Genomic DNA, 24,549 nt, shown 5'->3' with positions numbered 1-24,549 from the left:
AGGCAGTGAGTGGTAAGTGAGCGGCGGCTGTCGAAACGCCGCCGTTCCGCTATCCTCCCGCCGATGTCCCTGTTCGCCGCCACCTTCTCCGAAGCTTTTTCGCTGCTCGCCACGTTCGACGACCGCGTCGCGGAGATCGTCGCGCTGTCGCTGCGCGTCAGTGGCGGCGCGGTGCTGATCGGCATGCTGTTCGGGTTGCCGCTGGGGGCGTGCCTGGCGATCGGCAATTTCCCCGGCAAGCACACGCTGTCGGTGCTGATGAACGGGCTGATGGGCGCGCCGTCGGTCGTCGTCGGCGTCATCGTCTATCTGCTGCTGTCGCGCTCGGGCCCGCTCGGCGATTACGGCCTGCTGTACACGCCGGCCGCAATGGTGTTCGCGCAAAGCCTGCTGGTCATTCCGCTGATGGCGGCGATCACGCGCCAGGTCATCGAGGACGCCTGGCAGCGCTATGCCGAGGAATTGCGCGTGATGCGGTTCTCGTGGTGGCAGAGCGTCACGACGCTGCTGTACGACTGTCGCCATTCGCTCGTCGTCGCGGTGCTCGCGGGACTCGGCCGGGCGATGAGCGAAGTCGGCGCGGTGATGATCGTCGGCGGCAACATCGACCGCGCGACGCGCGTGATGACGACGACGATCGCGCTCGAGACGAGCAAGGGCGACCTGCCGCTCGCGATCGCGCTCGGCGTCGTGCTGGTCGTCGTGATCCTGGCGCTCAACGCGTTCGCGTTTGCGATGCGCGGCTGGGCGATGCGGCGGTACGGATGAGCTTGATGTTCCCGCTGCGCATCCGCGACCTGCGTTTCCAGCCGAACGGCCGGGCAGTGCTCGACGGCGTCGATCTGGAACTCGGCGGCGACGGCATCACGCTGGTGCTCGGACCGAACGGCGCGGGGAAAAGCGTGCTGCTGCGCACGCTGTGCGGACTGATCGAGCCCTGCGGCGGGACGATCGACTGGGGCGGGACGGTGCCGCCGAAGTTCGGCGTGACGATGGTGTTCCAGCATCCGATGATGCTGCGTGCATCGGTGCTGGAAAACGTCGCGCTCGCGTTGAAGCCGCATGGCATCGGGCGCGGCGAACGCCATCGCCGCGCCGCAGCGGTGCTCGCGCGCGTCGGGCTCGGCGGGCGCGAGGCCGACAGCGCGCGCTATCTGTCGGGCGGCGAGAAGCAGCGCCTCGCGCTCGCCCGCGCGTGGGTCACCGCGCCGCGCCTGCTGCTGCTCGACGAGCCGACCGCGAGCCTCGACCCGTCGGCGACGGCCGAAGTCGAGCGCATCGTGCGCGAGATCCGCACCGACGGCACGCGCATCCTGATGGCGACGCACAATCTCGGCCAGGCGACGCGCCTCGGCGACGATGTCGTGTTCATGAGCGCCGGGCGGGTGCGCGAGCACGCGCCGGTGCAGCGCTTCTTTGCGAAGCCGGCATCCGAAGAGGCGCGCCTGTTCATCCAAGGCGAATTGCCGTGGCGGATGAATTTCTGAACTGCGCGGCGCGGCAGGGCGTTCCCTCGCGGGTGGAGTCGCTCAGGCGCTGACGCGTGGCACTGCGCGCGTCCAGTACGGCGTCGGCCCGAGCCGCTCCGCGAGGTAATCGACCAGCACGCGCACGCGATGCGGCACGTAGCGGCTGCCGGGGAAGACCGCGTAGATCTGCAGCTCGGTGGTCGAATAGTCCGCCAGCACTTCCTCGAGCAGGCCCGCCTGCACCGCCTGCGCGCTGATGAAAGTCGGCTGGTTGGTGATGCCGAGGCCGCGGATCGCCGCTTCGAGCAGCGCGTCGCCGTTGTTCATCTGCAGGCGTCCCTTGACCGGAACCGTGCGGTATTCGCCGTCGATGCGGAAACTCCAGCCGGATGACGGCGCAAGCGTGTAGCTCAGGCAGTGGTGCCCGAGCAGCTCGTCCGGGTGCTGCGGGCGACCGTGGCGGTCGAGGTACGCAGGCGCGGCGACGACGGTGAGTTCGCTGGTGCTCAGGCGGCGGATGACGAGCGTCGGGTCGATCTGCTGCGAGATGCGCACCGTGAAGTCCAGCCCGCCTTCGATGAGGTTGACGCGCTGGTCGGTGAATTCGAGGTCGACAGTGACTTCGGGGTAGGTCGTGATGAAGTCGGAAATCAGCGGCACGAGGTGGCGGATGCCGAAGCTCATCGGCACGCTGATGCGGATCGGCCCGCGCGGCGCGCGCTTCTCGCCGGCGAGATCGCCTTCGGCCGCCTCGACCATCGCCAGGATCTCGCGGCATTTTTCCAGGTACGCCGCGCCGGACGACGTGAGGCTCAGGCGCCGGGTGCTGCGGGCGAGGAGCTTCGTGCCGAGGTGCGCTTCGAGCCCCGCGATCTGCCGCGTGATTGCCGAGCGTGCGACGTTGAGGTGATCCGCGACGGCGGTGAAACTGCCCGCCTCGGCAACCCGAACGAAGACTTCCATTGCCTGCAGACGGTCCATTGTTTTTCTGATCGCAACAAAGAATTTGAAAATAGCGCCTGTTTCGATACTAATCAATCGCCTAAAGTATGCCGCTTGAAACTCACGACATGAGAGGAGGGCAGGGTGATTCTGGTGACGGGGGCGAGCGGGCAGTTGGGGCGGCGTATTGTCCAGTGGCTCTCGGTCCGGCTTCCCGAAGGGGGTGCCGGACAACTTGCCGTCAACGTGCGGGACCCGGAACGTGTCGCCGACTTTGCGGCGCGCGGCATCGAGGTGCGGCACGGAAATTTCGACCGCCGTGAAACCCTGTCTGCAGCGTTTGCCGGCGTCGAGCGCCTGGTGCTGGTGTCGACCGACGGGCCGGATGACGTGTGCATCGCCCGCCATCGCAACGCCATCGAAGCCGCCACTGCGGCCGGCGTGCGTCGGGTCTGCTACACGAGCTTCCTCGACGCGGACGCGAAATCGCCGTCGGCCTTCGCCCGGGTGCATGCCGCGGCCGAAGCCGACCTGGCCGCATCCGGCCTCGCCTGCACCGTGCTGCGCAACGGCCTTTATGGCGATTTCCTGCCGATGAAATTCGCCGCCGCGTTGCGGACCGGTGTGCTGCGGCTCCCGGCGGGGGACGGCAAGGTGAGCTACTTGTCACGCAACGAACTGGCCGAGGCGATCGCCGCAGCGGCCGTCGCGCCGCGGCTGGAGAAGCAGACGTATGAACTGACCGGGCAGACCGCCCATGATTACCGCGACCTCGTTGCCCGAGTCGCTGCCGCGGTCGGCAAGACGCTGCGCTACGAAGCGGTGCCCACGGGGGCCGCTGTCGAGGCGTTCGAAGCCGGGGACGTGCCGGCGGCGACTGCCCGTACGCTCGCGACGCTGTACGTCTCGATCGCCGGGAACCGCCTCGCCCGCACGACCACTGACTTCGCCGCGCTCGTCGGCCACCCGCCGAAATCAATCGATTGCCTTGTCGCCGAATTCTTCCGCGCGCCCCGCGCGTAGGCACGCGGCGCCCCACAGCACGCAAGGAGAAAACCCGATGCCTTCACGGCCTCATTACACCGTACCCGCCCGCACCGCGCACTGGCTGATGGCCGCGCTGATGCTCGCGGCGTTCCCGCTCGGCGTCTATATGCACGAGCTGCCCCTGTCGCCATTGAAGCTGCAGCTCATTTCGTATCACAAGTGGCTCGGCGTGGCGGTGCTGCTGCTGATCCTGCCGCGCCTCGTCGTGCGCCTTGCGCACACGCCGCCGGTGCCATTGCCGGCGCCCACGTGGCAGCAGAAAACCGCCCGCGCGACGCACCTGCTGCTGTACGCGCTGATGATCGCGGTGCCGGTGACGGGCTGGCTGATGAGTTCGGCGAAAGGCTTCCCCGTCGTCTTCCTCGGCGTGCTGCCGTTGCCCGACCTCGTCGGCAAGAACAAGGAACTGGGCGAGCTGTTCAGGGCGGCCCACGAATTCCTCAACTACACGCTGCTGGGGCTGGTCGGGCTGCACGTCGCCGCCGCGCTCAAGCACCATTTCATCGACCGGGACAGAACCCTGTCACGCATGCTGCCGGTACTCGAACGGGTCCGCTAAGGAAAATCAACATGAACACATCGCTGCCATTCAACGCCGCACTGCTCGCCGTCGCGCTGCCGCTCGCCACCGGCGCAGCCCTCGCCGCCGGGCCGGAGCCGGTGTTCAACCAGGTCCAGGCGGACAAGAGCCGGGTCGATTTCGTCTTCAAGCAGATGAACGTGCCGATCGAAGGGCATTTCGGCAAGGTCAGGACGAACCTCGTGTTCGACGCCGCGGCGCCGGCAAAATCGAGCGTCCGGCTCGAACTCGACCTCTCGAGCATCGATGCCGGTTCGTCCGAAGCCAACTCCGAAGTGCTCGGCAAACCGTGGTTCAACGTCAAGGACAACCCGACCGCGACTTTCGTGTCCACCGCGGTCAAGCCGCTCGGCGGCAATCGCTTTGAGGTCGTCGGCAATCTCAGCCTGAAAGGCAAGACGCAGCCGCTGACGGCGCCGGTCACCGTCACCCGCCAGGGTGATACCGCGACGTTCGATGGCGGATTCACGCTCAAGCGCCTCGAATTCGCCATTGGCGACGGCATCTGGGCCGACACGTCGGTCGTCGCCAACGACGTCGATGTCCGTTTCCATGCAGTCGCCCGCAGCGCCGGCACAAAATAACGTCGCCGGCGTCCCGTTTTTCTTACCCTCTTTCTTACTACTCAACGCAAAAAAGGAAATCAACGATGAACAAGCTCGTCCGTCTCGCCGTCGCCACCACGTTTGCCGCCGCTGTCGCCGCCCCGGCGCTGGCCGCTCCCGAAACCTTCAGCATCGATAATTCGCACACCTTCCCGCGCTTCGAGTACAGCCACTTCGGCTACTCGACGCAGCAGAGCCGCTTCAACAAGACCTCCGGCACGATCGTGCTGGACCGGGCCGCGAAGACCGGTTCGGTCGAGGTCACAATCGACGCGAAGTCGGTCGACACCGGTTCCCAGCTTTTCGACGCCCATATCCAGGACGAGAAGTTCTTCCACACCGAGAAATATCCGACGATCACGTTCAAGTCGACCGGCGTAAAATTCGACGGCGACAAGCTCGCGTCGGTCGATGGCGACCTGACGATCAAGGGCGTGACGAAGCCGGTGACGCTCGCGGTCAACTCGTTCCACTGCATGCCGCATCCGATGCTGAAAAAGCTCGGCTGCGGCGCGAACGCGACGACGATGATCAAGCGTTCGGAATTCGGCGCCGGGGCCAACGCGCCGTATGTCAGCGATGAAGTAAAGCTGGTGATTGCGGTCGAAGCGGTGCAGAACTAGCGGAATCTATTGGAGAAGCTCGTGCGTCTGAATTCGGGAGCCTCGTGCTCGCCTGCGCTGCCGGGGCAATCGGCAGCCGCTGCAGGGGCTCCGCTGTCGTGAGTGGTGACGCATCGATCGTCTGGAACGAGGACGGGGAGGCGCGTTCGGCGCGCTGGCGTTCGGAGAGCGCTGCGCCGGTGCCGAAACGCGTCGTCGTCGCCGACGACCGCATGAGCGCCGATGCGGCGTACCGGCTCGCGTGCGAGGGGACGGCGATCTTGTGGCGCGGGGACTTCCAGAACGCGCGCCAGCTGCTGCAGGCGATGGCGCGGCGTACCGAGCGCCGCGGCGGGCGGCCGGGCAAGCCGGGCAAGGTCGTCGCCGGGGCCGAGCCGGGCGCGACCGACGCGTTCCATCTGCATCGCCAGGCGCAGGCGCAGCGGGCGCGCACGCTCGGCATGCTGCTGCTGCCGTTCGATGCCGACTACGCCATTCCGCTGCGCCGTGCACCCGACGTCCGGCAGGCGTGCGCCGAAGCCTACGGGCCTGCGGGCGAGCCTTTCGTCGCGTCGCTGCGCGAGCTGCTCGGCCTGATCGGCGCCCACGAATGGCGCAAGAAGGGGGTGTCGATTCCGGCGCTGGGCGAACGTATCCACCCGCATTACGGCGTGTTTTCGCCGCTGCGCGGGGAATACGTCGCGCTGGTCGCGCAGGCGCCGCTGCCGGCGGGCGCCGAAGCACTCGCCTTCGACATCGGCACCGGCAGCGGCGTGCTCGCGGCGGTGCTCGCGCGCCGCGGTGTCGAGCATGTCGTCGCGACCGACCAGGACCCGCGCGCCCTCGCGTGCGCCGCCGAAAATCTCGCCCGGCTCGGCCTTGGCGTGCAGGTCGAGGTCGTCCACGCCGATCTCTTTCCCGAAGGCCGCGCACCGCTCGTCGTCTGTAATCCGCCGTGGGTGCCGGCGCGGCCGAGCTCGCCCGTCGAGTACGCCGTGTACGACCCCGACAGCCGCATGTTGCGCGGCTTCCTCGGCGGGCTCGCGGCACATCTCGCTCCGGGCGGAGAGGGGTGGCTGATCCTGTCGGATTTCGCCGAGCATCTCGGGCTGCGCTCGCGCATCGAACTGCTGGCGCTGATCGACGAAGCGGGGCTGAAAGTCGTTGGACGCCTGGACGCCCGCCCGCAGCATCCCCGCGCCGCTGACGCGTCCGATGCGCTGCACCGGGCGCGCGCAGCGGAAGTGACATCGCTGTGGCGACTCGCAGCGCGGTGACGCCCGGCGATTGATTTCGCCAGGGGCAGACTCCTCGGCACGCTTCGCGCCGGTCCGCTGTCCGGTTTCTCTCCGCCGCCGGAATGCCGCTCCTGATCGTGTGGCTGTTGGGGGTCACGTCCCGGGAACGCGGATTGCCACCTCACTGTGCGACCACGGACTCCACCCGGCCGATGAGGTCATCGTTCGGGCGGAATCCGGTCGAGGATCACCCACCGACGAGGAGTGACGAAATGAACTGGGATCGCATCGAAGGCAACTGGAAGCAGTTCAAAGGTAACGTCAAGCAGCAGTGGGGCAAGCTCACCGACGATCAGCTCGATGTAATTGCGGGCAGGCGTGACGAGCTGGCCGGCCGCATCCAGGAGTCCTACGGAATATCGAAGGACGAGGCGGAAAAGCAGATCGTCGAATGGGAAGCCCGGCAAAAGGACTGATGCCTCACCTCCTCACGGCGCGAGTGTCGTGCCCGTGCGGGACGCAAAAAAGGCCCCTCGCGGGGCCTCGTCGTAACATCTTCGAACCGACTCGAATCGAACCGTCTACGCCGATTTCTTGCTGTACGGGCGCCCCTCGGTTGCCTGCGAGGTCGCTTCGGTCGCCGCGGCAAGGTTGTCGGCGGTCAGCGACGAAAACCGGCGCATGCCGGTGTTGAAGGCTTCGAAGGCGGAGTTCCAGTCACCGAACGGGTTGCGGCCCGCGAACTGCGGAATCATCGCATTGACGGCTTCCTGCTGGGTCTTGGCGAGGATGTCGCAGGCCTTGCGTGTGTAATTCTGGGCGTTTTCCAGCAGCGGCTGGAAAACCATCAACTGGACGTCCTGGGGATTCTTGGCACGGGCCATTTCCTGCATCGCCGATGTACTGATTTCAATGGCTTCGTGCATCGTGCTCATGTTCAATTCCGCCAGGCGCTGGGCGCTGGTCAGATAAAGGGTCGAAATCGTCTGGAACGCCTGGACGACGTTTGCACCGATTACGTCGTGCTCGTGCTTCGTGGGCATCGTGTTATCCCTCCGGATTCTCGTTGTCGGACGTCGGAGCCTTGCCGACTTCTTCTTGCGTCACCGTTTGTCGCGCCGTGGAGTACGCGGCAGCGAAGGAGCCCAGTTTCCTCCGTTGGTGGCGAGAAGCAATCCCTCAATCACTACCGGATGTTTCGACCGGTACGACCCGGCTCAGCGCACTCCGAAGAGCCCGATCAGGCCGATGACGATCAGGTAGATCGCGACAATGTAGTTGAGCAGCCGCGGCATGATCAGGATCAGGATGCCGGCGATCAGCGATACCAGCGGGCCAGTGCTCAGGTGCAGGTCCATGTCCGAACTCCTTGCGCGATGTTCCAATATAGTAGAAATCTGCTGCCCGTTTTTCCGCCTGTCGTGGGGCTTGCCGGATCACTTGCGCGGCGGGGATTTCGCCTCGCGGATCAGCTGCCCGCAGTCGCTGTCCATGCCGGGGCCGGTTTCGACGAGCGGGATCAGGGCGAGCAGGGGGTTGATCAGGCCCAGCGCGACGGCGCCGAGCCCGCGCGCGGCAACCCGGGCGGTGTCGACGGAGGGCTCCGGATTGGCGAAAGTCCCCCGGATGTAGATCGGGCCGCGCAGCGCAACCGGGGTTGTGACCTTGGTGTCCGATTTCAGCGTGAGGTCGAGTTTTTCCTCGCCCAGATCGATGGTGCCCGAACCGGTGATCCGCGTGATGTCGGTGTCGAGCACGAGCGCGTTCGTTTCCATGATGCCGTCCGTGACGCCGAAGTCGGCGATCAGACAGCGGATCTCGACGAGTTCATCGCCGCCAAGCTTCAGCTGCAGCATGTCCCACAGATGCAGTCCGAGCGCTTCCACCATGAAACGGCTGATCCGGCCTTCGGACAGGATCAGCGCGGCTTTGCCGTCAGCGGTGCCGAGCATGCGGGCGACGGAATTTCCCCGGCCGCTGAGGTCGATCTGGCCATTGAGTTCCCCGAGGCTCGGTTTCGCCCGCTCGGAGGTCGGGAACAACTCCGCGAGCTTGAGGTTGCGCACCCGAAGCCTCGCGCTCGCCTCGAGCGGTTTCTTCTGGCCATTCATGCGGATAGTGCCGTTGAGCGTCCCGCCGGCAAGGGCGAATTCGAGCGGATCGAGCGTCAACACCGAATCCTGCATCTGCAGGCGGGTCACGAGCTTGTCGATCGGCAGCGCTTCGGGGCGGCGGATGCGATCGGCCCTGAGCTTGACGTCGGCGTCCACACTGTTCCAGCGCCCGGTACGGAACGGCGTCTCGGGCAGCACAGTGCCGTCCGCGGCGGGCGCCCCGGTGTCGGCATCGGCGTCGCCGGCCTCCGCCGGGGTTTCCTGCGCCCCGACGAGCGGGCCGAGGTCGGCGAAATCGAGCAGCTTGAACGACAGCTCGCCGTGCAGCGACGGACGTTCGCCGCCGGTGGCGACTTGCAGCGTGCCGGCGATGTCGCTCTTGCCGATCGCGCCCGAAAAATTCTCGTAGCGCCACATGTTGCCGTTGCGGATCAGATGGCCGGCAGTGCGGTACGGCGGCGTTTCCGGCAGCGCGATGCCGATCAGCCGATACAGGTCGGCGGTGCTCGCCCCGCGAAGGTCCACATCGAGGTCGATCGCCGACAATTTCAGCAGACTGGTGATGCTCCCTTCGGCCTTCACCAGCGTGTCGCCGAAGCGGGCCTGCGCGTCGAGCGGATAAGGCGTTTCCTCGTCGCGCAACGCGAGGACCGGGCCACCGGTGCCGCGTGCATTCATCGGCAGCCCCTTGTATCGCCCCTTCGCCTCGAACCGGATGCCGCCTTCGGTTGCTTTGACCACCGGTGCGTCGGCTTCGGGTTTGCTGCCCGCTGCACTGTCACGCTGGCGTTCGCCGCTGGCCCCGCCGTCGCCGGTTGTCGACAGCGTCGCGTCGATGCGTGTCTTCTGCGCGGGATCCGCATAACGGATGCGGCCGTCGTGCAGCGCGAGGCGGCCGATTCCGACACGCGCGCCTTCGTCCTTCTGCTCCCGGTCGAGCAGCCAGTTTTTCCGGCCGTCCGGGTGTTGTTCGAGAAAGACGTCGACATGGTCGAGCGTGATCTCCGGCAGCATCACGACGCGCCTGAACAACTGCGGCAGACTGACCCCGACGCTGATGTTCTCGGCGGTGAACATCTGCGGCTCCTCGGCCCACTGCGGATTCGCGAACGTCACGCCGCCGGCGCTCAGGCGCGTGACCGGCCAGCCCCAGTCGATGTCCAGCTCGCCATTGATCACGAGCTCACGGCCGGTTTTTTCGGTCGCCTGGCGCATGATCGGGCCGCGTAGCCAGTTCGGGTCGAACAGCAGCGCGGCGAGCACGATCAGCGCGATCAGGCCGAGAACCGTCACGCCGATGCCCCTGAGTACGCGCCCCGAATTCATCTGTCCGTGCCTCCGTGATCCCCGGCCGTTGCTGCCCCGTCATGCCCTGCCGGATGGCGTGATGCGGCGACGTTGCGGGGCCATGCCGCTCGACAGCAATCGGGGTTCCCGCGAACCCGTGCGCCCGCTCAGCTCTTCTTTTTCGATCGCCGCGCCTTTGCCGGACGGGATGCGTCGCTGGCGGGGCGCAGTTCGGCATGGGGTGCAACGGCGTTTTGCGCATCCGGGCTGCGCGTTCGTGCGCGGTCGGACGAGCACAGTGCGATGAGGCCGCGCAGGCGTGCGATCGTCCGGTCAATCGGCGCGACATCGCCGTGCGCTTCGCCCGCACGGACCTCGAGTTCCGCGAGCTGTTCGACGATCCGGAGCGGAACACGCCCGCTGCGATCCTCCAGTTCGAGCGCGCGGCAGTAGGCGGCGCGCGCCGCTTCGAACCCTGCGGGGCCGAGTTCGCGATACACCGCGCCGATTGCCGCCTGCACTTCGGGAAGCGCCTGCCATGCGGCCGGCCCGCGTGCGAGCAGGGCACCGAGTTCGCGTTCGAGCGTCGCGAGGTCGCGAGGCTCGTGGCTGAGGGCGACGCGGACGCAGTCGAGCGCATTCACCAGCTCCGCCGGAACCACCATCGCCGCGGCGCTCCATCCCTCCGTCTCCCCGGCGGACGGCTCGAGCACATGCTCGGGGTCGCCGTACGCCTGGTAGGCGCCCCAAGTGTTGTACTGCGGAAAGCGCTCCCACGTGCTGCGGCGCGCGGCGAACACCGCCGGGCCGAACGGCTGGCAGCGACGCACGAAGCTGTCGAAGAAAGTCGTCGCGAAGACTTTCGCCGCCTCGTCGTTGACCTGCCAGCCGGCGACGACGACGCAGCGTACGCCGATCTCGATCAGCTCGCGCGCGAGGCTGTAGGCGAGCCGGTTCGCGGTCTCGCGTTGCACGCTCATCGCGCCGAGGTGGCAGCAATTGAGGAACACGAGCTCCGGCACGATTTCCATCTGGCCGACTTCGGCCGCCGTCAGCAGCAGCCCGTCGGACAGCACCACGCCGCTGCGCGCACGCCCGTCGCGCGCGACGACGCGGAACACGCCGTGCGCGGCGATCACGAGGATGCGCCACGGCTGATGGAACAGGCGGGCGAACACGTCGAGCGCTTCAAGTCCTTCGCCGTAGGTGACTGCGTAGCCGCACCCGGCGAGCAGATCGCGGATTGCCGCGCCTTCGGCCGTCGCGCCGGGCAGGTCGGGCAGGCGATCGGCGTGCGGCGCCGGAGCGGCCGCAACCGGATCGTCGAAAGCGGCGTGGTAACCGCGCGTCGAGGGGTTCGCGATCACGCACGCGACCTTGCGCGTCAGGATCATCGGGTTGCGGCGGTAACGCGTCGAGGCGAACTTGCGCACGATCGCCGTCTTCAGCGCGAGCGGCTGGTCGTCCGCCTGCAGCATTTCCCACGGCAGGTTCGCGGTGTAGCCATCGACCACGAGCACGAGTTTTTCGGTGTCGCGCGCCGTGGCCTTGAATTCGAGCGGCACCATCAGCTGGAACAGCGTGCGCGACAGGTCCGCGCTGTATTCGTCGCGGCCGATCGCGTTTTTCACCAGCGCCTCGATGAGACCGGGCTGGCGTTGCTGCACGACGGTTTCGGCGCGGGCGCGCTCGGACAGGAACACGTACTTGAGCCGCGTCGCGACCGGCCGGGCGGGCGGAGGCAGCACGCCGCCGGGAAGGGGGAACGGGCGCCCGGTGTCGTCTTCGCCGCCGAGCGGAGACTCGTCGCTGCGGTCCGCGTCGGTGACCATCAGGCGCGGCCAGTAGCCGAAGCGCGCGAACACCGCCAGGCGCGGGCGCGCGCCTTCGCCCTCGCGCAGTTCTTCAGCCGGCTCGACGCGGGCTTCGAGCCGACGCAGGTCGGCGGCGATGCGTTCGGGCAGTTCGCGCACCGCGCGCGCGGCGCTGATCGCGGTGTCGAGGAACAGTTCGATCAGCTCGAGCCGCGCGACGCGCAGCCGGGTTCGCGGCATCGCGTCGGCAAACTGGCGGTTCGCCGCGATGACGCCGCGCACGATCATCGCGATCGAATCCTCGATGCCGATATGCGCGGTCGAGTTGTAGCCGATCAGCAGGCTCGCGAGCGTCAGCCCGGTATTGGCGTCGTCCGCGGGCGGCGCGTCGCCGTCCTGGCGATCGAGCGAGTGCAGCAGGAAGCGCAGCACGCCGGCGCGCACCGTCTCGGCGATGTCCATCATCGTCACTTCACCGAAGCGCCCGAGACCGACGATCACCGCGCCGCGCCCGGTGCCGTGCAGCCGGTCGCCGGCGTCGCGGGCCTGCAGCACGACCGCGCTCGACCCGACTTCGCCGGCGTACACGCCGAGCCGTTCGCGCTGGCGCAACGCGCCGCCGACGAGGTAACGGTCGATGCTGGCCTCGGCCCCGGCGATCGGGTCGCCGATGTAGTGGCCGCAGATGACCGGGTGGCGGGCGAAGCGCAGGTCCATCGCCGCCACCGAAACCCGCAGCGACTGCAGGCTCGTCGCCGCAAGGGGAGGTTTCGGCTTGCCGCCGAGGATGCTGCGCGCGAGTTCCTCCTCGGTCGGCAGCACCGGCGGAGGGGCGTCGTACGTCAGCGTCGCCCCCGCCGCGCCGCGCAAGGCCGGCAGGCGGCCGAGACGGCTGGTCGTGCCGGCGTGCAGCAGATCGACGATCGCCGGAAAGTGTTCCTCGGTGCCGGTCAGGCCGGCGTGATCGGCCGGCATGAACCAGCATTGCCCGTCCGGCAGGCCTGCGAGCCGCCCCGACGCCCAGCTCACCGAGCCGTCGCCCTCCGGGGTGCCGACCATTTTCAGCCGGCCGCCGTCGAGCACGAGGCCGCAGGGCGTGTTGCCGGCCTTGCCGAACACATAAACGACGCGCTCGACCGGCTGCGGTGCGGTGCCGGCCGCGAGGGTGGTCTGCCACAGCGCGCGGGCCTGCGCCACCGTGTCGGCGTCGGGTCGGCCGACGCGGTGGTCGCCGAACCAGCGGTCGCGATTGTGCTGCGCGAGCGCCGGCCACACGGCGGCGTCGAGATAGTCGGCGTGCAGTGTCGCGCCGTTGTCGACGAAGCCCGGCCGCGGCAGAAGCTGCAGCGCGCCCGGGAAGCCGGCGACGATGTCGAGCACGTGCTGCATGTCGTGGCGCAGGTCGAGGCGCGCGAGCTTGCGCACCAGGTCGGACTTGCCGAGCAGCGCCTCGACCATCAGGTGCGAGCCGTTGTTCGGCGTGCCGAGCATCACCAGCCGGCCGCCGGGCCGCCGCACGAGCTGCGCCCACAGGTCCGGGTGCTTTGCGATCATCGTGCGGGCGACGAGGCCGCCGAGGCTGTGCGCGAGCAGGCGCACCGGCTGGTTCGGGTGCTCGGCGAGCGCCTGCTTCAGCACCGCCGCGAGATGGTCGGCCGAGGCGCCGGCGGCCTGCAGCGGCTGACGCCAGTCGTACGGGCAGCGGATCACGAAGTGGCTGTCGGCGAGGTACTCCGCGAGCTCGCCGTAGAACATGTCAAACAGCGCTTCCTCGCGCACGTCCGGCCGGTCGAAGCGGATTTTCGCCAGGCCGCCGCTCGCCAGATCGAGAAAGTCGAACCACACCCGGTCGCCTTCACCCGGCAACCGGTCGGCGGCGCGAACCTCGAGGTGCGAACCCATGATCCCCGGCAGCATGATCACGACCGGGCGGCTGTCGCGGCGCGGCGCGGCGCGCCTCGCTGCACGAGTGCGGACGGTCGCGGCATCCGGTTCGTGACGCCGGACGAGGGGGGCGAAGGCGGCGAGCGCCGCGGGGTCGTCGGCGGTCAGCCAGTCGCGCAGCGCGCTTCGCGTAAGGCGATTCGAGAAATAGCTGAAGTGATGCACCGATGCCCCCTGGTCGAACAGGTAGCGGGCGTCGTTGCGCGCGGCCAGCCCCGCGTACATCGACTCGGTATCGATGACGAGGTCGTTGTCGGCGCGGTCGAAGAACATCCAGTCGGTGAACAGCACGCCGATCCGCCTGAGCACGCTGCCGCCTTCGATGTCGCCGCTGATGATCGACATCGCGATGCCCTGCTTGCGCTGGGCGTCCGCGAGGAGCCGCGCCATCGGCGCGTCGGTCAGCATCGCCTCGATGCCCGGCAGAAAGCGCGGGTCGATGCGTTTTGCGGCGATCTCCAGCACGATGCGCCGGAAGGCCGACAGCGCCGCGCCGCCGGCCGGACCGGTCGCCGCGCCGGCGAGCTTCGCCATCAGGCTCAGCAGACCCGACAGGAACACGTCGAGGTTGTCCGTCAGCAGCGACGTGCCGCGGGCCGGGCACGCGACGCGGACGTAGCGCTCGATGCGGAAGTTCTTGTCGGCGAGTTCCTGGCGCAGCGCGCGCAGCGAATCCTGTTCGCGCGCCGCGACCAGCTCGCGCAGGCGCTTTTGCTGCGGCGTCTCGCTCGTGTCCGGTGGCGGATCGCGACGATAGGCGGCGATCGCGGCATCCGTGAGGCCGGCCAAGCACAGCAGGTCGCCGACGAGGCCGCCGCGCGAATGCGTGACGAGCGACAGCCGGGCGTCCGCCGGCAGCGTCCGCGCCAGCGCGAGCGCGTTGTCGATCGGGCTTTCGGAAAACGTCCGGTGCTCGAAGCCGAACATGCGGCCGCCGAAGCGCCGCGCCAGCGCCTCCCAGTCGCCGGCGGCGCTGCCGCTGCGCAGATCGCTGAAGCTGCCGAAGGTGTGCGAGCCGGTGCCGTGGATAAACAGCAGCAGCGGCGCGTCGGCGCCGGCCGCGAGCCGCGCGTCGCCGGGTGCGCAGCGGTCGGAAGCGGCGGGCGCGGCATCGTTGCGCCAGTGGTAGATCCCCGGCTCGCCGGGCAGGCGGCTTTCGATCGCCCACATCAGCGCTTTCGCGCCAAGCCACGAGGCGCCGGACGGCGCGAGATCCGGCGCCGCTTCGCCGAGCCAGTCGCGCAGCCATTCGCCGGCCTTGTCGAGCGCGGCGCCGGTGATCGCGTCGCTGCCCAGCGACAGCACCGACACCCGCGACCAGATCCAGTCGGTCACGCCGCGCGCAGCCGCCTCCGGGTCGCGCAGCGCGGCGAGATCGAGCGAGCCGTCGGCACGCACCGCTGCAGGACGCACTCGGGCGAGATCGTCGCGCAGCTTGTCGGCGCGGATGAAGACCGTCGCGCCGTCCGCCGTCTCGAGCGCGAGCAGGCGGTCGTCGGCGACCGATGCGGCGCTTTCCGGTCCGTCGGCCCGGCCCGGCGCGACGAGGCTGAAGGCGGCCTCGACGCTGACGATCCGATCGAGAAACGGGTCCGGAGTGCCTAGCGCAGCCCGGCTTCCGGCTGTCAGCGCAGGCGGCAGGGCGCTGCGTGCCGCCCCCGCGGGACGTTCCTCGCCCGGCAGGTGGACGAGGATTTCGCCCGGTTTCAATGTGCTCGGCATCGGGCCTCCGTCGCAAGTGCGCTGCGCCCGGCCACGGCGGGCTGCCGTTCGGGCGAAAGTCGCGAGGGAGGCGATGTCCCGCCGGACGTATCGCGCGCCTCCGCTTCGTCGCCGCTGTCGTCGCGCACCCGGATGCGGTGGCCGGGGGGGGTTATTCTTTTTGACTATTCCTGTTTAGAAGCCGGCTCCGGTTTTGTCAATCGGGCAGCGCGGAAGCCTTTCGCTGCGCCCCCTGCGGCGGTAAACCGGGCGGCACGCGCGACGTGCCGTTGTCGCCGACTGACGACAAGCCCGTGGCTGCCGAAAACAATGTCATGCCCCCCACGCTTGTCCAGGCGGACGCTGGCAACGGATGCGGAGGGCGGCGGCGGATACCGGCCCCGCAAGTGCCGCCGGGCTGTTGCGGATCGGCGACGGATTCGCTGCCCGGGACGCGCCGCCAGCGACGTCGCATTCCGCCAAAAGGCTTGCCATTGCGGGGTTTTCGCCAAGTGGCACCGGATTTGCTCATTCGCCAATGCCGGAGTTTCACCGGTTGCCACTCAAATCAGACACCCCCAAGGAGACATCCATGAAACGCAAACTCACTCTCACGGCCTTGATCATCGCGGCGGCTGTTCCGCTGGCGGCGGCAGCCCAGGCCCAGGGCAGCGGCGGCTACGGCAGCGGCCAGGGCACGTCCCCCAGCCGGACCACGCCTTCCGGCACCACGCCCGCGACCCCCGCGACGCCGGCTTCGCCGGGCGAACGGATGGGAAGCGGGACTGCGAAGGACGCTGACGCGACGATGTTCATGGAACTGGACCGGGACAGGGACGGTCAGGTGACCAAGGACGAGGCCAAGCGTTCGGCCGACCTGCAGGCGCGCTTCGACCAGCTCGACACCGACCAGGACGGCAAGCTGTCGATGAACGAGTGGAACGCCGGCAACAAGAAGACGCCGTGACGAAGAGGCCCTTCCCGGCGCGGCGGGCGACACCGGCCGGCGTCGTCCGCCTGAAGGGCTCGGGTGCTCCGGAGTGACATCCGGGGCCGCGGGATCTGCAGCATGTCAAGGAGTTGATGATGCCGACGTTCGCACGTTCTCTGCTTGCCATCCTGCTGCTGCTTGCTTCACTGCTGGTCGTGGCGCAACAGAGCGCGCCGGACGCCCTGGTCAAGGATGTCACCGAAGAGGTATTGACGATCCTGCGCGAGGACAAGCAGATCCGCTCCGGCGATAGCAAGCGCGCGGCCGAGTTGATCGAGACCCGCATCGCGCCGCACTTCGATTTTCCGCGCATGACGGCGCTCGCCCTCGGGCGTCACTGGACGCAGGCGAATGACGAGCAGCGCAGGCAGCTCAGCGAAGAATTCCGCACGCTGCTGGTACGCACTTACGCGAACGCGCTGACCGAGTACAGCGACGAGACGGTGACTTTCAAGCCGATGCGCAAAGGGCCGGACGCGAAGGAAGTGCTCGTCCAGAGCCAGATCAACAAGCCGGGCGGGCAGCCGATCGCTCTTGACTATCGCCTCGTGGACAAGGGAGGGGAGTGGAAAGTCATCGACGTCACGGTCGCCGGCGTCAGTCTCGTGACGAACTACCGCAGCAGCTTCAACAACGAGATCAGCAGCGGCGGTATCGAAGGGTTGCTGAAGGCGCTGCAGGAGAAGAACCGCAACCCGCAGGCGCCCGTCCCGAGGGCGGGGGGAACGAGTTGATCGCTCACCCGCCTGCTGACAGAGGTCAAGAGATTACCGTCCCCCGAGGCGCTTCGCGTTCGCCGTCGCCTTGGCGTGGATCGGCCGCAGTCCGCGGTGGGCGAGCGTCACGCCCGAACCGGCGAGCTTCGACATGCTCTGCGCCGATTCCGAAACCAGGTTGAAGAGGTCGGCTTGCCGCTCGACCGACTGGCCCAGCGTCTGGCTGCCCGCCAAGGACCACATCGCGGCTGCGCCGCCGACCATCCGGGCGGACGTCTGTTCCCACAGGCGCTGGTTGAGTTTCATCAGGTGCATCGTCATCGCTTGCGCCGATTCGGCGGCCGCCTCGAATTTTTCCTGCCCCATCAGCGTGAATTCCTCCTGATCCCTCGCACTGGGCGTAAAGCCGGCGTCGGCCATCCGCGTGGTGCGGTGACCGATGACCTGCGCGGACGCCATCATCATCTCGATCGTCCTCACGGCGAGGTTGGTCCATTGGAGCATCGGATCGGCGGACAGGCCACGGGGTCGGCGTTGAGTCATCGTGAAGTTTTCTTCCATTCAGTGAGAGGCGTCGCCAGGACGGCGCCCCGGCAATCGTCGTGAATATTAAGAGTAACAAGAAACGGGGGCGGAACGTGTTACGACCGGTGCCCGCCGCGTGTTTCGACCGGGGTCGGGGTCGCGCAGCCGGAACAAAGACTAGGACACGGGGTTGAGCGCGGTTGCGGCAGGCGCCGCGAGCGGCTGCAGCTTTCGCAACCACCACGCCGCGCCCAGCGCGATCGACATCGACAGCGCGAGCGCCGCGACGACGCCCGGCCACGCCGCCCGCTCCCACGCCAGCCCCGAGAGCGTACCGAGCAGGCTCGCACCAAGGTAGTAGCTGCACAGGTACAGAGCCGCGGCGAGGGCGCGGCGCTCATGTGCGCGTCGGCCGACCCAGCCGCTCGCCGCCGTATGCGCGCCGAAATAGCCGAATGTGAACACCGCGACGCCGGTGATGACGGCGGGCAGGGCGCCCGACAGCGTCAGCGCGAGGCCGCAGCCGCTCGCGAGAATCATCGTCCACAGTACCGTGCGCCGGCCGACCCGGTCGACGAGCCGGCCGGTCCACGCCGACGATGCGGTGCCGACGAGGTAGAGCATGAACACGCCTCCGATCGCGCTCTGGCCGAGGGAGAACGGCGCCAGCTGGAGACGGAAACCGAGGTAGTTATAGAGGCTCGTGAAGGCGCCCATCATGAGGAACGCGATCGCGAAGAGGCTGCGCATACCCCGGTCGCCGAGCAGCGCCGCGGCGTCCGCGAGCACGTCGCCGAGCCCGGCGGCGCGCGGTGCGAAATGGTGCGAGCGCGGCAGTGCGTACCAGAACAGCGCGGCGGCGATGACGCCGATGAAACCGAGGGCCGCCAGGGCGAGCCGCCACGAACTCCAGTCCGTCAGCACGGCGACGAGAAAGCGCCCGCTCATGCCGCCGAGCGCGTTACCGGCGATATAGAGTCCTATCGCGCGACCTTGCGCGCCCGGCGCGACCTCTTCGCCGAGATAGGCCATCGCCGCCGCGGGCAGGCCGGCGAGCACCGCGCCGAGCAGCACGCGCAGCACCAGCAGTTGCGTGAAATCCGCGGCGAACGCAGCGACGAGTGTGACGATCGCGCCGAGCACCAGCGCCGCCTTCATCACCCGCTCGCGCCCGTAACGGTCCGACAGCACGCTCGCCGGAATCAGCATCGCCGCGAGCGCGGCCGTTCCTGCGGCGACCGACAGGCTGGCAGTGGTCGGCGCGACGGCGAAATCGGAGGCCAGACGCGGCAGGATCGGCTGAGTCGCGTAGAGCATCGCGAACGTCGCAAAGCCGCCGACGAACATCGCGAGGTTGGCCTTGCGGAACGCACTGCTGCCCGCTTCGATGCGGCCATCCTCGCGGATCGCGTCGGCAATGGAGTAACGGGTGGTCATTGGTCGTCTCCTCGAGCAAATGCGCTGTTCTCTGCAGACAAATGCTAGGTTGTCGCGATGATACGAGTCCAATATATTGTTCTGGCCTTGTCGATATAAAAAACAGATCATGGAACTACGCCATCTCCGTTATTTCGTCACCGTCGCCGAAGAGCTCAACTTCACGCGCGCGGCCGCGCGGCTGCATATCGGGCAGCCGCCGCTGTCGATGCAGATCCGCGACCTGGAAGCGGAAATCGGCACGCCGCTGTTCGACCGCAGCCGGCGGCGCGTCGCGCTCACCGAGGCGGGGCGGCGCTTTTTCGAGCATGCGCGGGAAATCCTCGAGCAGTCGCGCGAGGCCGTCGAGGAGGCGAGGCGTGCCGGACGCGGCGAGGCCGGCGAACTGAAAGTCGGTTTCGCGTCGTCGCTGCCGTACACGTCGACGCTCGCCGACACGCTATACACCTATCGCCAGCGATATCCGCAGGTCGGTCTGCAGTTGCACGAGATGTTCACGACGGAGCAGTTCGCGGCGATCCTGCACGGGGTTCTCGACGTCGGTTTCGTGCGGCACGGCGGCCTCGAAGTGCCCGCCGGCATCCAGACGCGCGAGATCGGGCGCGACCCGTTGCGGCTCGTCGTCCACGCCGGTCATCCGCGGGCAGACCGGGGGGAAGTCTCGCTCGCGGAATTTCGCGACGACGGCTTCATCGCGTTTCCACCCGACGTCGGCTCGGGCCTGCCGTTCGTCCTCGATCGCCTGTGCCGCAGCGCCGGGTTTGCGCCGCGCATCGTGCAGACGGCGCGCGAGGCGACAACGCAGATCGGATTGGTCGCCGCGGGCCTGGGCACCGCGCTGCTGCCGGCGCCGCTGGAGTGCGTGCGGTTGCCACGCGTGCGCTACCTTGCGATCCGCGACGAGGGGGCGCATTTTTCGCTTGCCATCGCCACCCGCGAGGGCGCCCCGAACCCGTTGCTGGCGGGGTTCCTCGACGTGCTGAAAGAGATCGCCGGATAGGCGGTCAGCCCATGCCGGCCTGCAGCACCCAGATCACTGCGCTGATCGTGAAGAACGCACTGACCGTCGCGGCCATCAATGCCGCGGCGCACAGCTCTTCGCGGCCGTACTTCTGCGCCAGGATCGGATAGATGCTCAGCATCGGCATGCATGCGAACGTCACTGCGGCGATCTGCAGCGCGCGGTCGGTGGGCGGAACGAGCATGACTGCAACGAACACTGCGAGCGGATGGAGCAGCAGCTTCCCGGCGACGATATATGCGATGTCGCCGCGCATGCCCTCGATTTTCAGCCCGACCAGCGTGCCGCCGATGACGAACAGCGCGATGCCGGCCGAGGCCAGCGCGAGCAGGTCGATCGCCCGCAGCGCCGGCCCGGGCAGCCGCAGTTCGAGCATCGCGCACGCGAAGCCGGCAGCGATCGCGAGGATCAGCGGGTTGCGCCCGAGGCGCAGAAACGTGTTCGACAAGACCTTGAGAGCGCTTTCACCGTTGCCGCCGCCGCTCTCCGCGAGCGCCAGCGCGAGGGGCAGGATCAGCAGGTTCTCGACGAGAAAGCACAGCGCGAGCGCGATCGCCGCGGGCGGCCCGAGCAACTGCAGGACGATCGGGTAGCCGATGAAGGCGCTGTTCGACAGCGACATGCCCATGCCGTGCACGGCGCTCAGCTGCAGGCTCTTGTGACGAAAAAAGTGCGTCGCCGCGACACCGATCGCGAAGGTTGCGAGCGAGCCCAGCGCGTAGGCGAGCAGGTAACGGGTGTTGAGGATTTCCGCGAACGGCCGCTCGGTCAGCGCCTTGAACAGCATTGCCGGCAGGGCGATGTTGATCGCGAATTTGCCGAGGATGCGGGTGTCCGACTTCGCGAAAAAACCCCAGTGCACGGTGGCGAATCCGAGGGCGATGACGATGAAGACCGGGCCGGTGATCGTGAATACTTGCAGCATGAATGAAATCCGGACGCAGGTTGTATCCGGAACGGATTGCCATGCGAGCGGGCGAGGATAACACCGGAGTGCGAGGTAAAAAACGGAGGCAGGTGAGCGTCGCGCTGCGGGTTGATTCCCTGCAGCGGGCGCTCACCTGCCCGGACCGTCAAGCCGCGCGGCGGCGGTCGGGAAAGTCGATCACGCGGGCCTGGGTGCGCCGCTCGAATACCACCGGACCGGTCGCGTCGTTGCGGGCGCCGGTCGCGCCGAAGCCTGCCAAGACCGCCATTTCGGCCTGTGCAGCGGCGGTCATTTCGAACCACGAGCGGATGAGTTCGGTGATTCGCCGCGCGTTTTCCGCGTCGAGCGGGCGCAATGCTTCATCGTTCCCCGCACCGTCCGCCGCCGGAGCACGGGAACGCGACACCTCGGCGATGGCGACGTTCGCGGCCTCGCTCTGGATCTGCAGCGTTCGCTCCCGCAGCGAGCCCAGCAGCGTCGTCATCCTGGTGATCGTCCGCATCGTCGGTGCGCACGCCGTGCCGCCCACCTGCCGGAATTCCGCCGCCCCGGCGCTCGCCGTTGCATTCGTCACCGGGCTCGCTTCCGCGCCGCTGTCCGCATTGGCGGCCTGCCACGCGAGCGCCGCGTTCAACTGGCGTTCCCACGCAAGCCCCCAGGTCTCCGGCAGATCAAGCGGTGGAACGAATTCGCACTCCATGTTTTCGGTCCGAAGCTGTTCTGTCGGTGAATTCTGCATGTCAGGTCTCCTCATCTTGCGTCGATTTCGGGTATCGGCGGACCACCGGCTGCACCTCGGCCCGCCAATACTGATTGATAGTCGTCAAAGAACGATTGGCCAAGGAGATTATGAGGCGGGCCGGGGAGGTTGCCGATACCGCGTCCGGTGTAGCGGGCATCGGGGGAAAACGGGTAGCTTGCTGCCCCGAAGCGCGGCTATGCGGCCATCGCCGGGCGATGCTAGCATTCGCGCATTTGATGCGTATCGACGATATCCGGCAGCGCCTGCGGGCGAGCGGCGCCAAACCCTGCCACGAGCAGCGCGTGTTGCGCGCCTGGACGCAGGCACTCCCCCTCGATGGCGGCCAAAGCCGATCCGAGGATTTTTTCCCTGCGCCGCTGCGTGCCGGCCTGCCCGCGATCGCCACGGAGCTGGCCGCGCTCGCGCACGTGCGCTCTGAACATGCCGGCGAGGACGGCGCGCGCCTGCTGGTCGAACTGGCCGACGGCCAGGCCGTGGAGAGCGTGCTGCTGCCGCGCGACGGCCTGTGTGTGTCGACGCAGGTCGGCTGTGCTGTCGGATGCGCCTTCTGCATGACCGGTCGCGATGGCCTGCTGCGCCAGCTCGGCAGCGCCGAGATCGTTGCGCAGGTGGTGCTCGCCCGCTCGCGCAGGGTCGTCCGCAAGGTCGTGTTCATGGGCATGGGCGAGCCCGCCCACAACCTCGACAACGTGCTCGAGGCGATCGGGCTGCTCGGCACCGAAGGCGGGATCGGACACAAGAACCTGGTTTTCTCGACCGTTGGCGACCGGCGTGTGTTCGAGCGGCTGCCGCAGGGGAACGTCAAGCCGGCGCTCGCGCTGTCGCTGCACACGACCCGCGCCGCGCTGCGCGCAAAGCTCATGCCGCGCGCGCCGCGCATCGACCCGGCCGAACTCGTCGAGCTCGGCGAAACCTATGCCCGCGCGACGGGATACCCGATCCAGTATCAATGGACGTTGCTCGCAGGCGTCAACGACGACGACGAGGAACTCGACGGCATTGTCCGGCTGCTCGCCGGCAAGTACGCGGTGATGAACTTCATCCCGTACAACAGCGTCGCCGGCACGGGTTTCGCCCGTCCTTCCTGGGAGCATGCGGCGGCAATGGCGCGCCACCTGCATCGGCGCGGGATCCTGACGAAGCTGCGCCATTCGGCGGGGCAGGATGTCGACGGCGGTTGCGGCCAGTTGCGCGCCCGGGCGATCGCCCCGGGCGGGGTCGGACAGCCCGCGGGAGCCGGGCCCGCGGCGGTGGTCCTCGCGCGGCGCGGGCAGTCCTGACCGAGCGTAGACCGGCGATGCGCGGCCTTCAGGCGTCGAGGGCGTCGATGAGGGCGAAAAGCCGGCGATAGAAATCGGGGTCGGCGACGGTTTCCTCGCCGACCTTCACCAGTGCTTCCTTGTGGGCAGCCCACGGCAGCGAAATCGACCCGACGCCGGCGACGCTGACCCCGGTGCTGTTTGAACTCGACTTCAGCTCGTAGCGCGTCTGCAGCGCGTTCGCGTACAGGACCGTTCCGACGTTGCTGGGCAGGCACACCAGCGTGATGTGGAGCGTTATTCCGTGGTCCGCCTTCGGCTGGAAGAATTTCTCGCCGCGAATGCTCGTCGGATTGGCGCTGTCGACCCGGTATCCCTGGCTCAGCAGCGCGCGCTTGCCGACCTCGCACGCGACGGCCGGTTCCTGCGTGCTCCAGTTGACGAAGGGGGATTCGGGTTCGAAGGTCTCGGTTCGGTAGACGGGCTGGGGAGACGAACACCCGGCCAGGAGCAGCCCGACGACAGCGATGACCGGGAGAAGACGCGTGCGCTGGAGCATGAGGGGAAGTCCGGAAAGCAATTGCCGATTCATTGGTGGCAATGTTAGAACATCCTCGGTCATTCGGTGGTGTGCCCTTGCCCGAGCGCGAAAAAACAGCTGGGTCGCGCAAGTGGGGCGAGCCCCGCTTTGCGGCACGATTTCGCGCCGCTGGCAGCGCCGGCCTCCAGGGGCTACGATCAATCATCAGCCGAGCTGCCGGGGAGAAGCCCGTGAAAAGCGCCGCCGCGATTCTGAAGGAGAAGCTCGATCCGAGCGTCCACACGATCGGCCCCGAGGCGTCGGTGTTCGAGGCGCTCGAGCGGATGGCGCAACACAACGTCGGCGCGCTTCTGGTCATGCAAGGCGAGCGCCTTGCCGGCATCGTCAGCGAACGCGACTACGCCCGCAAAGTCATCCTGCTGGCACGCTCGTCGAGGGATCTGCCGGTGCGCGCGATCATGTCCTCGCCGGTGATGTATGTGCGCCCCGACCAGACCAGCGAGGAATGCATGGCCCTGATGACCGAGAAACGACTTCGCCATCTTCCCGTCGTCGAGGCCGGCAAGGTGGTCGGCATCGTGTCGATCGGCGACCTGGTGAAAAGCATCGTCGCGGAGCAGCGGTTCATCATCGAGCAGCTCGAACACTACATCGCCGGCGACCGCGGCGTCTGAGCGCCCCCCAGGAAACAGCTTTGCCGTTTCCGCCCCCCGAGGGGGACAAGAAAGGGTCAATCTGCTCCCCTCCCTGCGCGTAGGTTGGCGATTTTGTATCAAATCGTCGCGGAAATCCGTATGCCGGGAGGGAGGTTGGTGACCACACTCGTATCCCCGCACCGCTTTGGCAATCGAATAACCCTTAGGCGGAAAGCGGCTTTCGTCGCTGCGGTGCCCGCCAAAGGCTTGAAGATCGAAAGCTGAAACTCGGGATATCGCGTCCCGGGCGCTCCCGCGCGAGCAACTTCACGCTCTGGCTGACGCCCTTTCATGGCCCTATAGTCAGCAATTTTGTGCCTTGAGGCATCC

23 protein-coding genes are annotated in these 24,549 nt (G+C 67.7%); 13 read left to right on the top strand and 10 right to left on the bottom strand.

What is annotated here, in order from left to right; genetic code table 11:
- Positions 1–63: 63 nt before the first annotated feature.
- Entirely contained in the window at positions 64–768 is a 705-nt protein-coding gene (locus GO606_RS18205) for an ABC transporter permease (protein ID WP_169117481.1), read from the top strand.
- 5 nt (positions 769–773) lie between these two features.
- Positions 774–1,487, top strand: a complete 714-nt coding sequence (locus tag GO606_RS18200) for an ABC transporter ATP-binding protein (RefSeq protein ID WP_169117525.1) — start codon at positions 774–776, stop codon at positions 1,485–1,487.
- 42 nt (positions 1,488–1,529) lie between these two features.
- Here the strand turns inward: GO606_RS18200 and GO606_RS18195 are convergent, their stop codons facing one another.
- Positions 1,530–2,450 (bottom strand): LysR family transcriptional regulator, encoded by a 921-nt coding sequence (locus GO606_RS18195; RefSeq protein WP_169117480.1) that lies wholly within the window; start codon positions 2,448–2,450, stop codon positions 1,530–1,532.
- A gap of 105 nt (positions 2,451–2,555) precedes the next feature.
- Here GO606_RS18195 and GO606_RS18190 point away from each other — a divergent pair, with 105 nt between their 5' ends.
- From GO606_RS18190 to GO606_RS18165, 6 genes are all read left to right on the top strand, one after another.
- A complete protein-coding gene (locus tag GO606_RS18190) occupies positions 2,556–3,434 on the top strand; it encodes an NmrA family NAD(P)-binding protein (RefSeq protein WP_169117479.1) in 879 nt (292 codons plus the stop codon).
- 37 nt (positions 3,435–3,471) lie between these two features.
- The gene (locus GO606_RS18185) at positions 3,472–4,017 is read left to right on the top strand and encodes a cytochrome b (RefSeq protein WP_169117478.1); all 546 of its coding nucleotides are present in this window, start codon (positions 3,472–3,474) and stop codon (positions 4,015–4,017) included.
- 11 nt (positions 4,018–4,028) lie between these two features.
- On the top strand, positions 4,029–4,622 hold the full coding sequence (locus GO606_RS18180) for a YceI family protein (protein ID WP_169117477.1): 594 nt from the start codon (positions 4,029–4,031) through the stop codon (positions 4,620–4,622).
- A gap of 65 nt (positions 4,623–4,687) precedes the next feature.
- On the top strand, positions 4,688–5,266 hold the full coding sequence (locus GO606_RS18175) for a YceI family protein (protein WP_169117475.1): 579 nt from the start codon (positions 4,688–4,690) through the stop codon (positions 5,264–5,266).
- 98 nt (positions 5,267–5,364) lie between these two features.
- Positions 5,365–6,522: a methyltransferase gene (locus GO606_RS18170; RefSeq protein WP_169117473.1), complete on the top strand. Its 1,158-nt coding sequence runs from the start codon at positions 5,365–5,367 to the stop codon at positions 6,520–6,522.
- A gap of 233 nt (positions 6,523–6,755) precedes the next feature.
- On the top strand, positions 6,756–6,959 hold the full coding sequence (locus tag GO606_RS18165; RefSeq protein WP_169117472.1) for a CsbD family protein: 204 nt from the start codon (positions 6,756–6,758) through the stop codon (positions 6,957–6,959).
- A 105-nt stretch (positions 6,960–7,064) separates the two neighbouring features.
- On the opposite strand, the gene GO606_RS18160 is transcribed toward GO606_RS18165, so the two are convergent.
- The 4 genes from GO606_RS18160 to GO606_RS18145 form a co-directional block, all read right to left on the bottom strand.
- On the bottom strand, positions 7,065–7,526 hold the full coding sequence (locus GO606_RS18160) for a phasin family protein (RefSeq protein ID WP_169117470.1): 462 nt from the start codon (positions 7,524–7,526) through the stop codon (positions 7,065–7,067).
- A 174-nt stretch (positions 7,527–7,700) separates the two neighbouring features.
- A complete protein-coding gene (locus tag GO606_RS18155; RefSeq protein WP_169117468.1) occupies positions 7,701–7,841 on the bottom strand; it encodes a DUF3096 domain-containing protein in 141 nt (46 codons plus the stop codon).
- A 78-nt stretch (positions 7,842–7,919) separates the two neighbouring features.
- The gene (locus GO606_RS18150; protein ID WP_169117466.1) at positions 7,920–9,923 is read right to left on the bottom strand and encodes an AsmA family protein; all 2,004 of its coding nucleotides are present in this window, start codon (positions 9,921–9,923) and stop codon (positions 7,920–7,922) included.
- A 128-nt stretch (positions 9,924–10,051) separates the two neighbouring features.
- Positions 10,052–15,364 (bottom strand): alpha/beta fold hydrolase, encoded by a 5,313-nt coding sequence (locus GO606_RS18145; RefSeq protein WP_169117465.1) that lies wholly within the window; start codon positions 15,362–15,364, stop codon positions 10,052–10,054.
- A 571-nt stretch (positions 15,365–15,935) separates the two neighbouring features.
- On the opposite strand from GO606_RS18145, the gene GO606_RS18140 reads away from it, so the two are divergent.
- Both GO606_RS18140 and GO606_RS18135 read left to right on the top strand, forming a co-directional pair.
- The gene (locus GO606_RS18140; protein ID WP_169117464.1) at positions 15,936–16,310 is read left to right on the top strand and encodes an EF-hand domain-containing protein; all 375 of its coding nucleotides are present in this window, start codon (positions 15,936–15,938) and stop codon (positions 16,308–16,310) included.
- A 119-nt stretch (positions 16,311–16,429) separates the two neighbouring features.
- Positions 16,430–17,068 carry an MlaC/ttg2D family ABC transporter substrate-binding protein gene (locus GO606_RS18135; RefSeq protein WP_169117523.1) on the top strand — a complete coding sequence of 213 codons (639 nt, stop codon included), beginning with the start codon at positions 16,430–16,432 and terminating at the stop codon, positions 17,066–17,068.
- Positions 17,069–17,101: 33 nt separating this feature from the next.
- Here GO606_RS18135 and GO606_RS18130 read toward each other — a convergent pair whose 3' ends face one another.
- Together GO606_RS18130 and GO606_RS18125 are read right to left on the bottom strand one after the other, a co-directional pair.
- A complete protein-coding gene (locus tag GO606_RS18130) occupies positions 17,102–17,593 on the bottom strand; it encodes a polyhydroxyalkanoate granule-associated phasin (protein ID WP_169117463.1) in 492 nt (163 codons plus the stop codon).
- Positions 17,594–17,752: 159 nt separating this feature from the next.
- A complete protein-coding gene (locus GO606_RS18125) occupies positions 17,753–19,012 on the bottom strand; it encodes an MFS transporter (RefSeq protein WP_169117462.1) in 1,260 nt (419 codons plus the stop codon).
- Positions 19,013–19,121: 109 nt separating this feature from the next.
- On the opposite strand from GO606_RS18125, the gene GO606_RS18120 reads away from it, so the two are divergent.
- Positions 19,122–20,012 (top strand): LysR substrate-binding domain-containing protein, encoded by an 891-nt coding sequence (locus tag GO606_RS18120; RefSeq protein ID WP_169117460.1) that lies wholly within the window; start codon positions 19,122–19,124, stop codon positions 20,010–20,012.
- A 4-nt stretch (positions 20,013–20,016) separates the two neighbouring features.
- Here the strand turns inward: GO606_RS18120 and GO606_RS18115 are convergent, their stop codons facing one another.
- Together GO606_RS18115 and GO606_RS18110 are read right to left on the bottom strand one after the other, a co-directional pair.
- Positions 20,017–20,958, bottom strand: a complete 942-nt coding sequence (locus GO606_RS18115) for an AEC family transporter (RefSeq protein WP_169117459.1) — start codon at positions 20,956–20,958, stop codon at positions 20,017–20,019.
- A 148-nt stretch (positions 20,959–21,106) separates the two neighbouring features.
- The gene (locus GO606_RS18110) at positions 21,107–21,595 is read right to left on the bottom strand and encodes a hypothetical protein (protein WP_169117458.1); all 489 of its coding nucleotides are present in this window, start codon (positions 21,593–21,595) and stop codon (positions 21,107–21,109) included.
- Between the two features lie 344 nt (positions 21,596–21,939).
- Here GO606_RS18110 and GO606_RS18105 point away from each other — a divergent pair, with 344 nt between their 5' ends.
- The gene (locus tag GO606_RS18105; protein ID WP_169117457.1) at positions 21,940–23,004 is read left to right on the top strand and encodes an RNA methyltransferase; all 1,065 of its coding nucleotides are present in this window, start codon (positions 21,940–21,942) and stop codon (positions 23,002–23,004) included.
- Positions 23,005–23,032: 28 nt separating this feature from the next.
- Here the strand turns inward: GO606_RS18105 and GO606_RS18100 are convergent, their stop codons facing one another.
- Positions 23,033–23,542, bottom strand: a complete 510-nt coding sequence (locus GO606_RS18100; protein WP_169117456.1) for a DUF2242 domain-containing protein — start codon at positions 23,540–23,542, stop codon at positions 23,033–23,035.
- A 212-nt stretch (positions 23,543–23,754) separates the two neighbouring features.
- Between GO606_RS18100 and GO606_RS18095 the strand changes: the two genes are divergently transcribed.
- Positions 23,755–24,198 carry a CBS domain-containing protein gene (locus GO606_RS18095; RefSeq protein WP_169117455.1) on the top strand — a complete coding sequence of 148 codons (444 nt, stop codon included), beginning with the start codon at positions 23,755–23,757 and terminating at the stop codon, positions 24,196–24,198.
- The last annotated feature ends 351 nt before the right edge of the window (positions 24,199–24,549 follow it).

The organism is Aromatoleum anaerobium (assembly GCF_012910705.2).
Taxonomy (GTDB): domain Bacteria; phylum Pseudomonadota; class Gammaproteobacteria; order Burkholderiales; family Rhodocyclaceae; genus Aromatoleum; species Aromatoleum anaerobium.
This window is presented reverse-complemented; position numbering and strand designations above follow the sequence as displayed.

Excerpts from the sequence above, each read along its gene's own strand:
- GO606_RS18125 (WP_169117462.1), bottom strand. The coding sequence starts at position 19,012 with ATGACCACCCGTTACTCCATTGCCGACGCGATCCGCGAGGATGGCCGC.
- GO606_RS18185 (WP_169117478.1), top strand. The coding sequence starts at position 3,472 with ATGCCTTCACGGCCTCATTACACCGTACCCGCCCGCACCGCGCACTGG.
- GO606_RS18115 (WP_169117459.1), bottom strand. The coding sequence starts at position 20,958 with ATGCTGCAAGTATTCACGATCACCGGCCCGGTCTTCATCGTCATCGCC.
- GO606_RS18150 (WP_169117466.1), bottom strand. The coding sequence starts at position 9,923 with ATGAATTCGGGGCGCGTACTCAGGGGCATCGGCGTGACGGTTCTCGGC.
- GO606_RS18205 (WP_169117481.1), top strand. The coding sequence starts at position 64 with ATGTCCCTGTTCGCCGCCACCTTCTCCGAAGCTTTTTCGCTGCTCGCC.
- GO606_RS18120 (WP_169117460.1), top strand. The coding sequence starts at position 19,122 with ATGGAACTACGCCATCTCCGTTATTTCGTCACCGTCGCCGAAGAGCTC.
- GO606_RS18140 (WP_169117464.1), top strand. The coding sequence starts at position 15,936 with ATGAAACGCAAACTCACTCTCACGGCCTTGATCATCGCGGCGGCTGTT.
- GO606_RS18130 (WP_169117463.1), bottom strand. The coding sequence starts at position 17,593 with ATGACTCAACGCCGACCCCGTGGCCTGTCCGCCGATCCGATGCTCCAA.
- GO606_RS18180 (WP_169117477.1), top strand. The coding sequence starts at position 4,029 with ATGAACACATCGCTGCCATTCAACGCCGCACTGCTCGCCGTCGCGCTG.
- GO606_RS18145 (WP_169117465.1), bottom strand. The coding sequence starts at position 15,364 with ATGCCGAGCACATTGAAACCGGGCGAAATCCTCGTCCACCTGCCGGGC.
- GO606_RS18200 (WP_169117525.1), top strand. The coding sequence starts at position 774 with ATGTTCCCGCTGCGCATCCGCGACCTGCGTTTCCAGCCGAACGGCCGG.
- GO606_RS18165 (WP_169117472.1), top strand. The coding sequence starts at position 6,756 with ATGAACTGGGATCGCATCGAAGGCAACTGGAAGCAGTTCAAAGGTAAC.
- GO606_RS18135 (WP_169117523.1), top strand. The coding sequence starts at position 16,430 with ATGCCGACGTTCGCACGTTCTCTGCTTGCCATCCTGCTGCTGCTTGCT.
- GO606_RS18160 (WP_169117470.1), bottom strand. The coding sequence starts at position 7,526 with ATGCCCACGAAGCACGAGCACGACGTAATCGGTGCAAACGTCGTCCAG.
- GO606_RS18195 (WP_169117480.1), bottom strand. The coding sequence starts at position 2,450 with ATGGACCGTCTGCAGGCAATGGAAGTCTTCGTTCGGGTTGCCGAGGCG.
- GO606_RS18155 (WP_169117468.1), bottom strand. The coding sequence starts at position 7,841 with ATGGACCTGCACCTGAGCACTGGCCCGCTGGTATCGCTGATCGCCGGC.
- GO606_RS18105 (WP_169117457.1), top strand. The coding sequence starts at position 21,940 with ATGCGTATCGACGATATCCGGCAGCGCCTGCGGGCGAGCGGCGCCAAA.
- GO606_RS18100 (WP_169117456.1), bottom strand. The coding sequence starts at position 23,542 with ATGCTCCAGCGCACGCGTCTTCTCCCGGTCATCGCTGTCGTCGGGCTG.
- GO606_RS18175 (WP_169117475.1), top strand. The coding sequence starts at position 4,688 with ATGAACAAGCTCGTCCGTCTCGCCGTCGCCACCACGTTTGCCGCCGCT.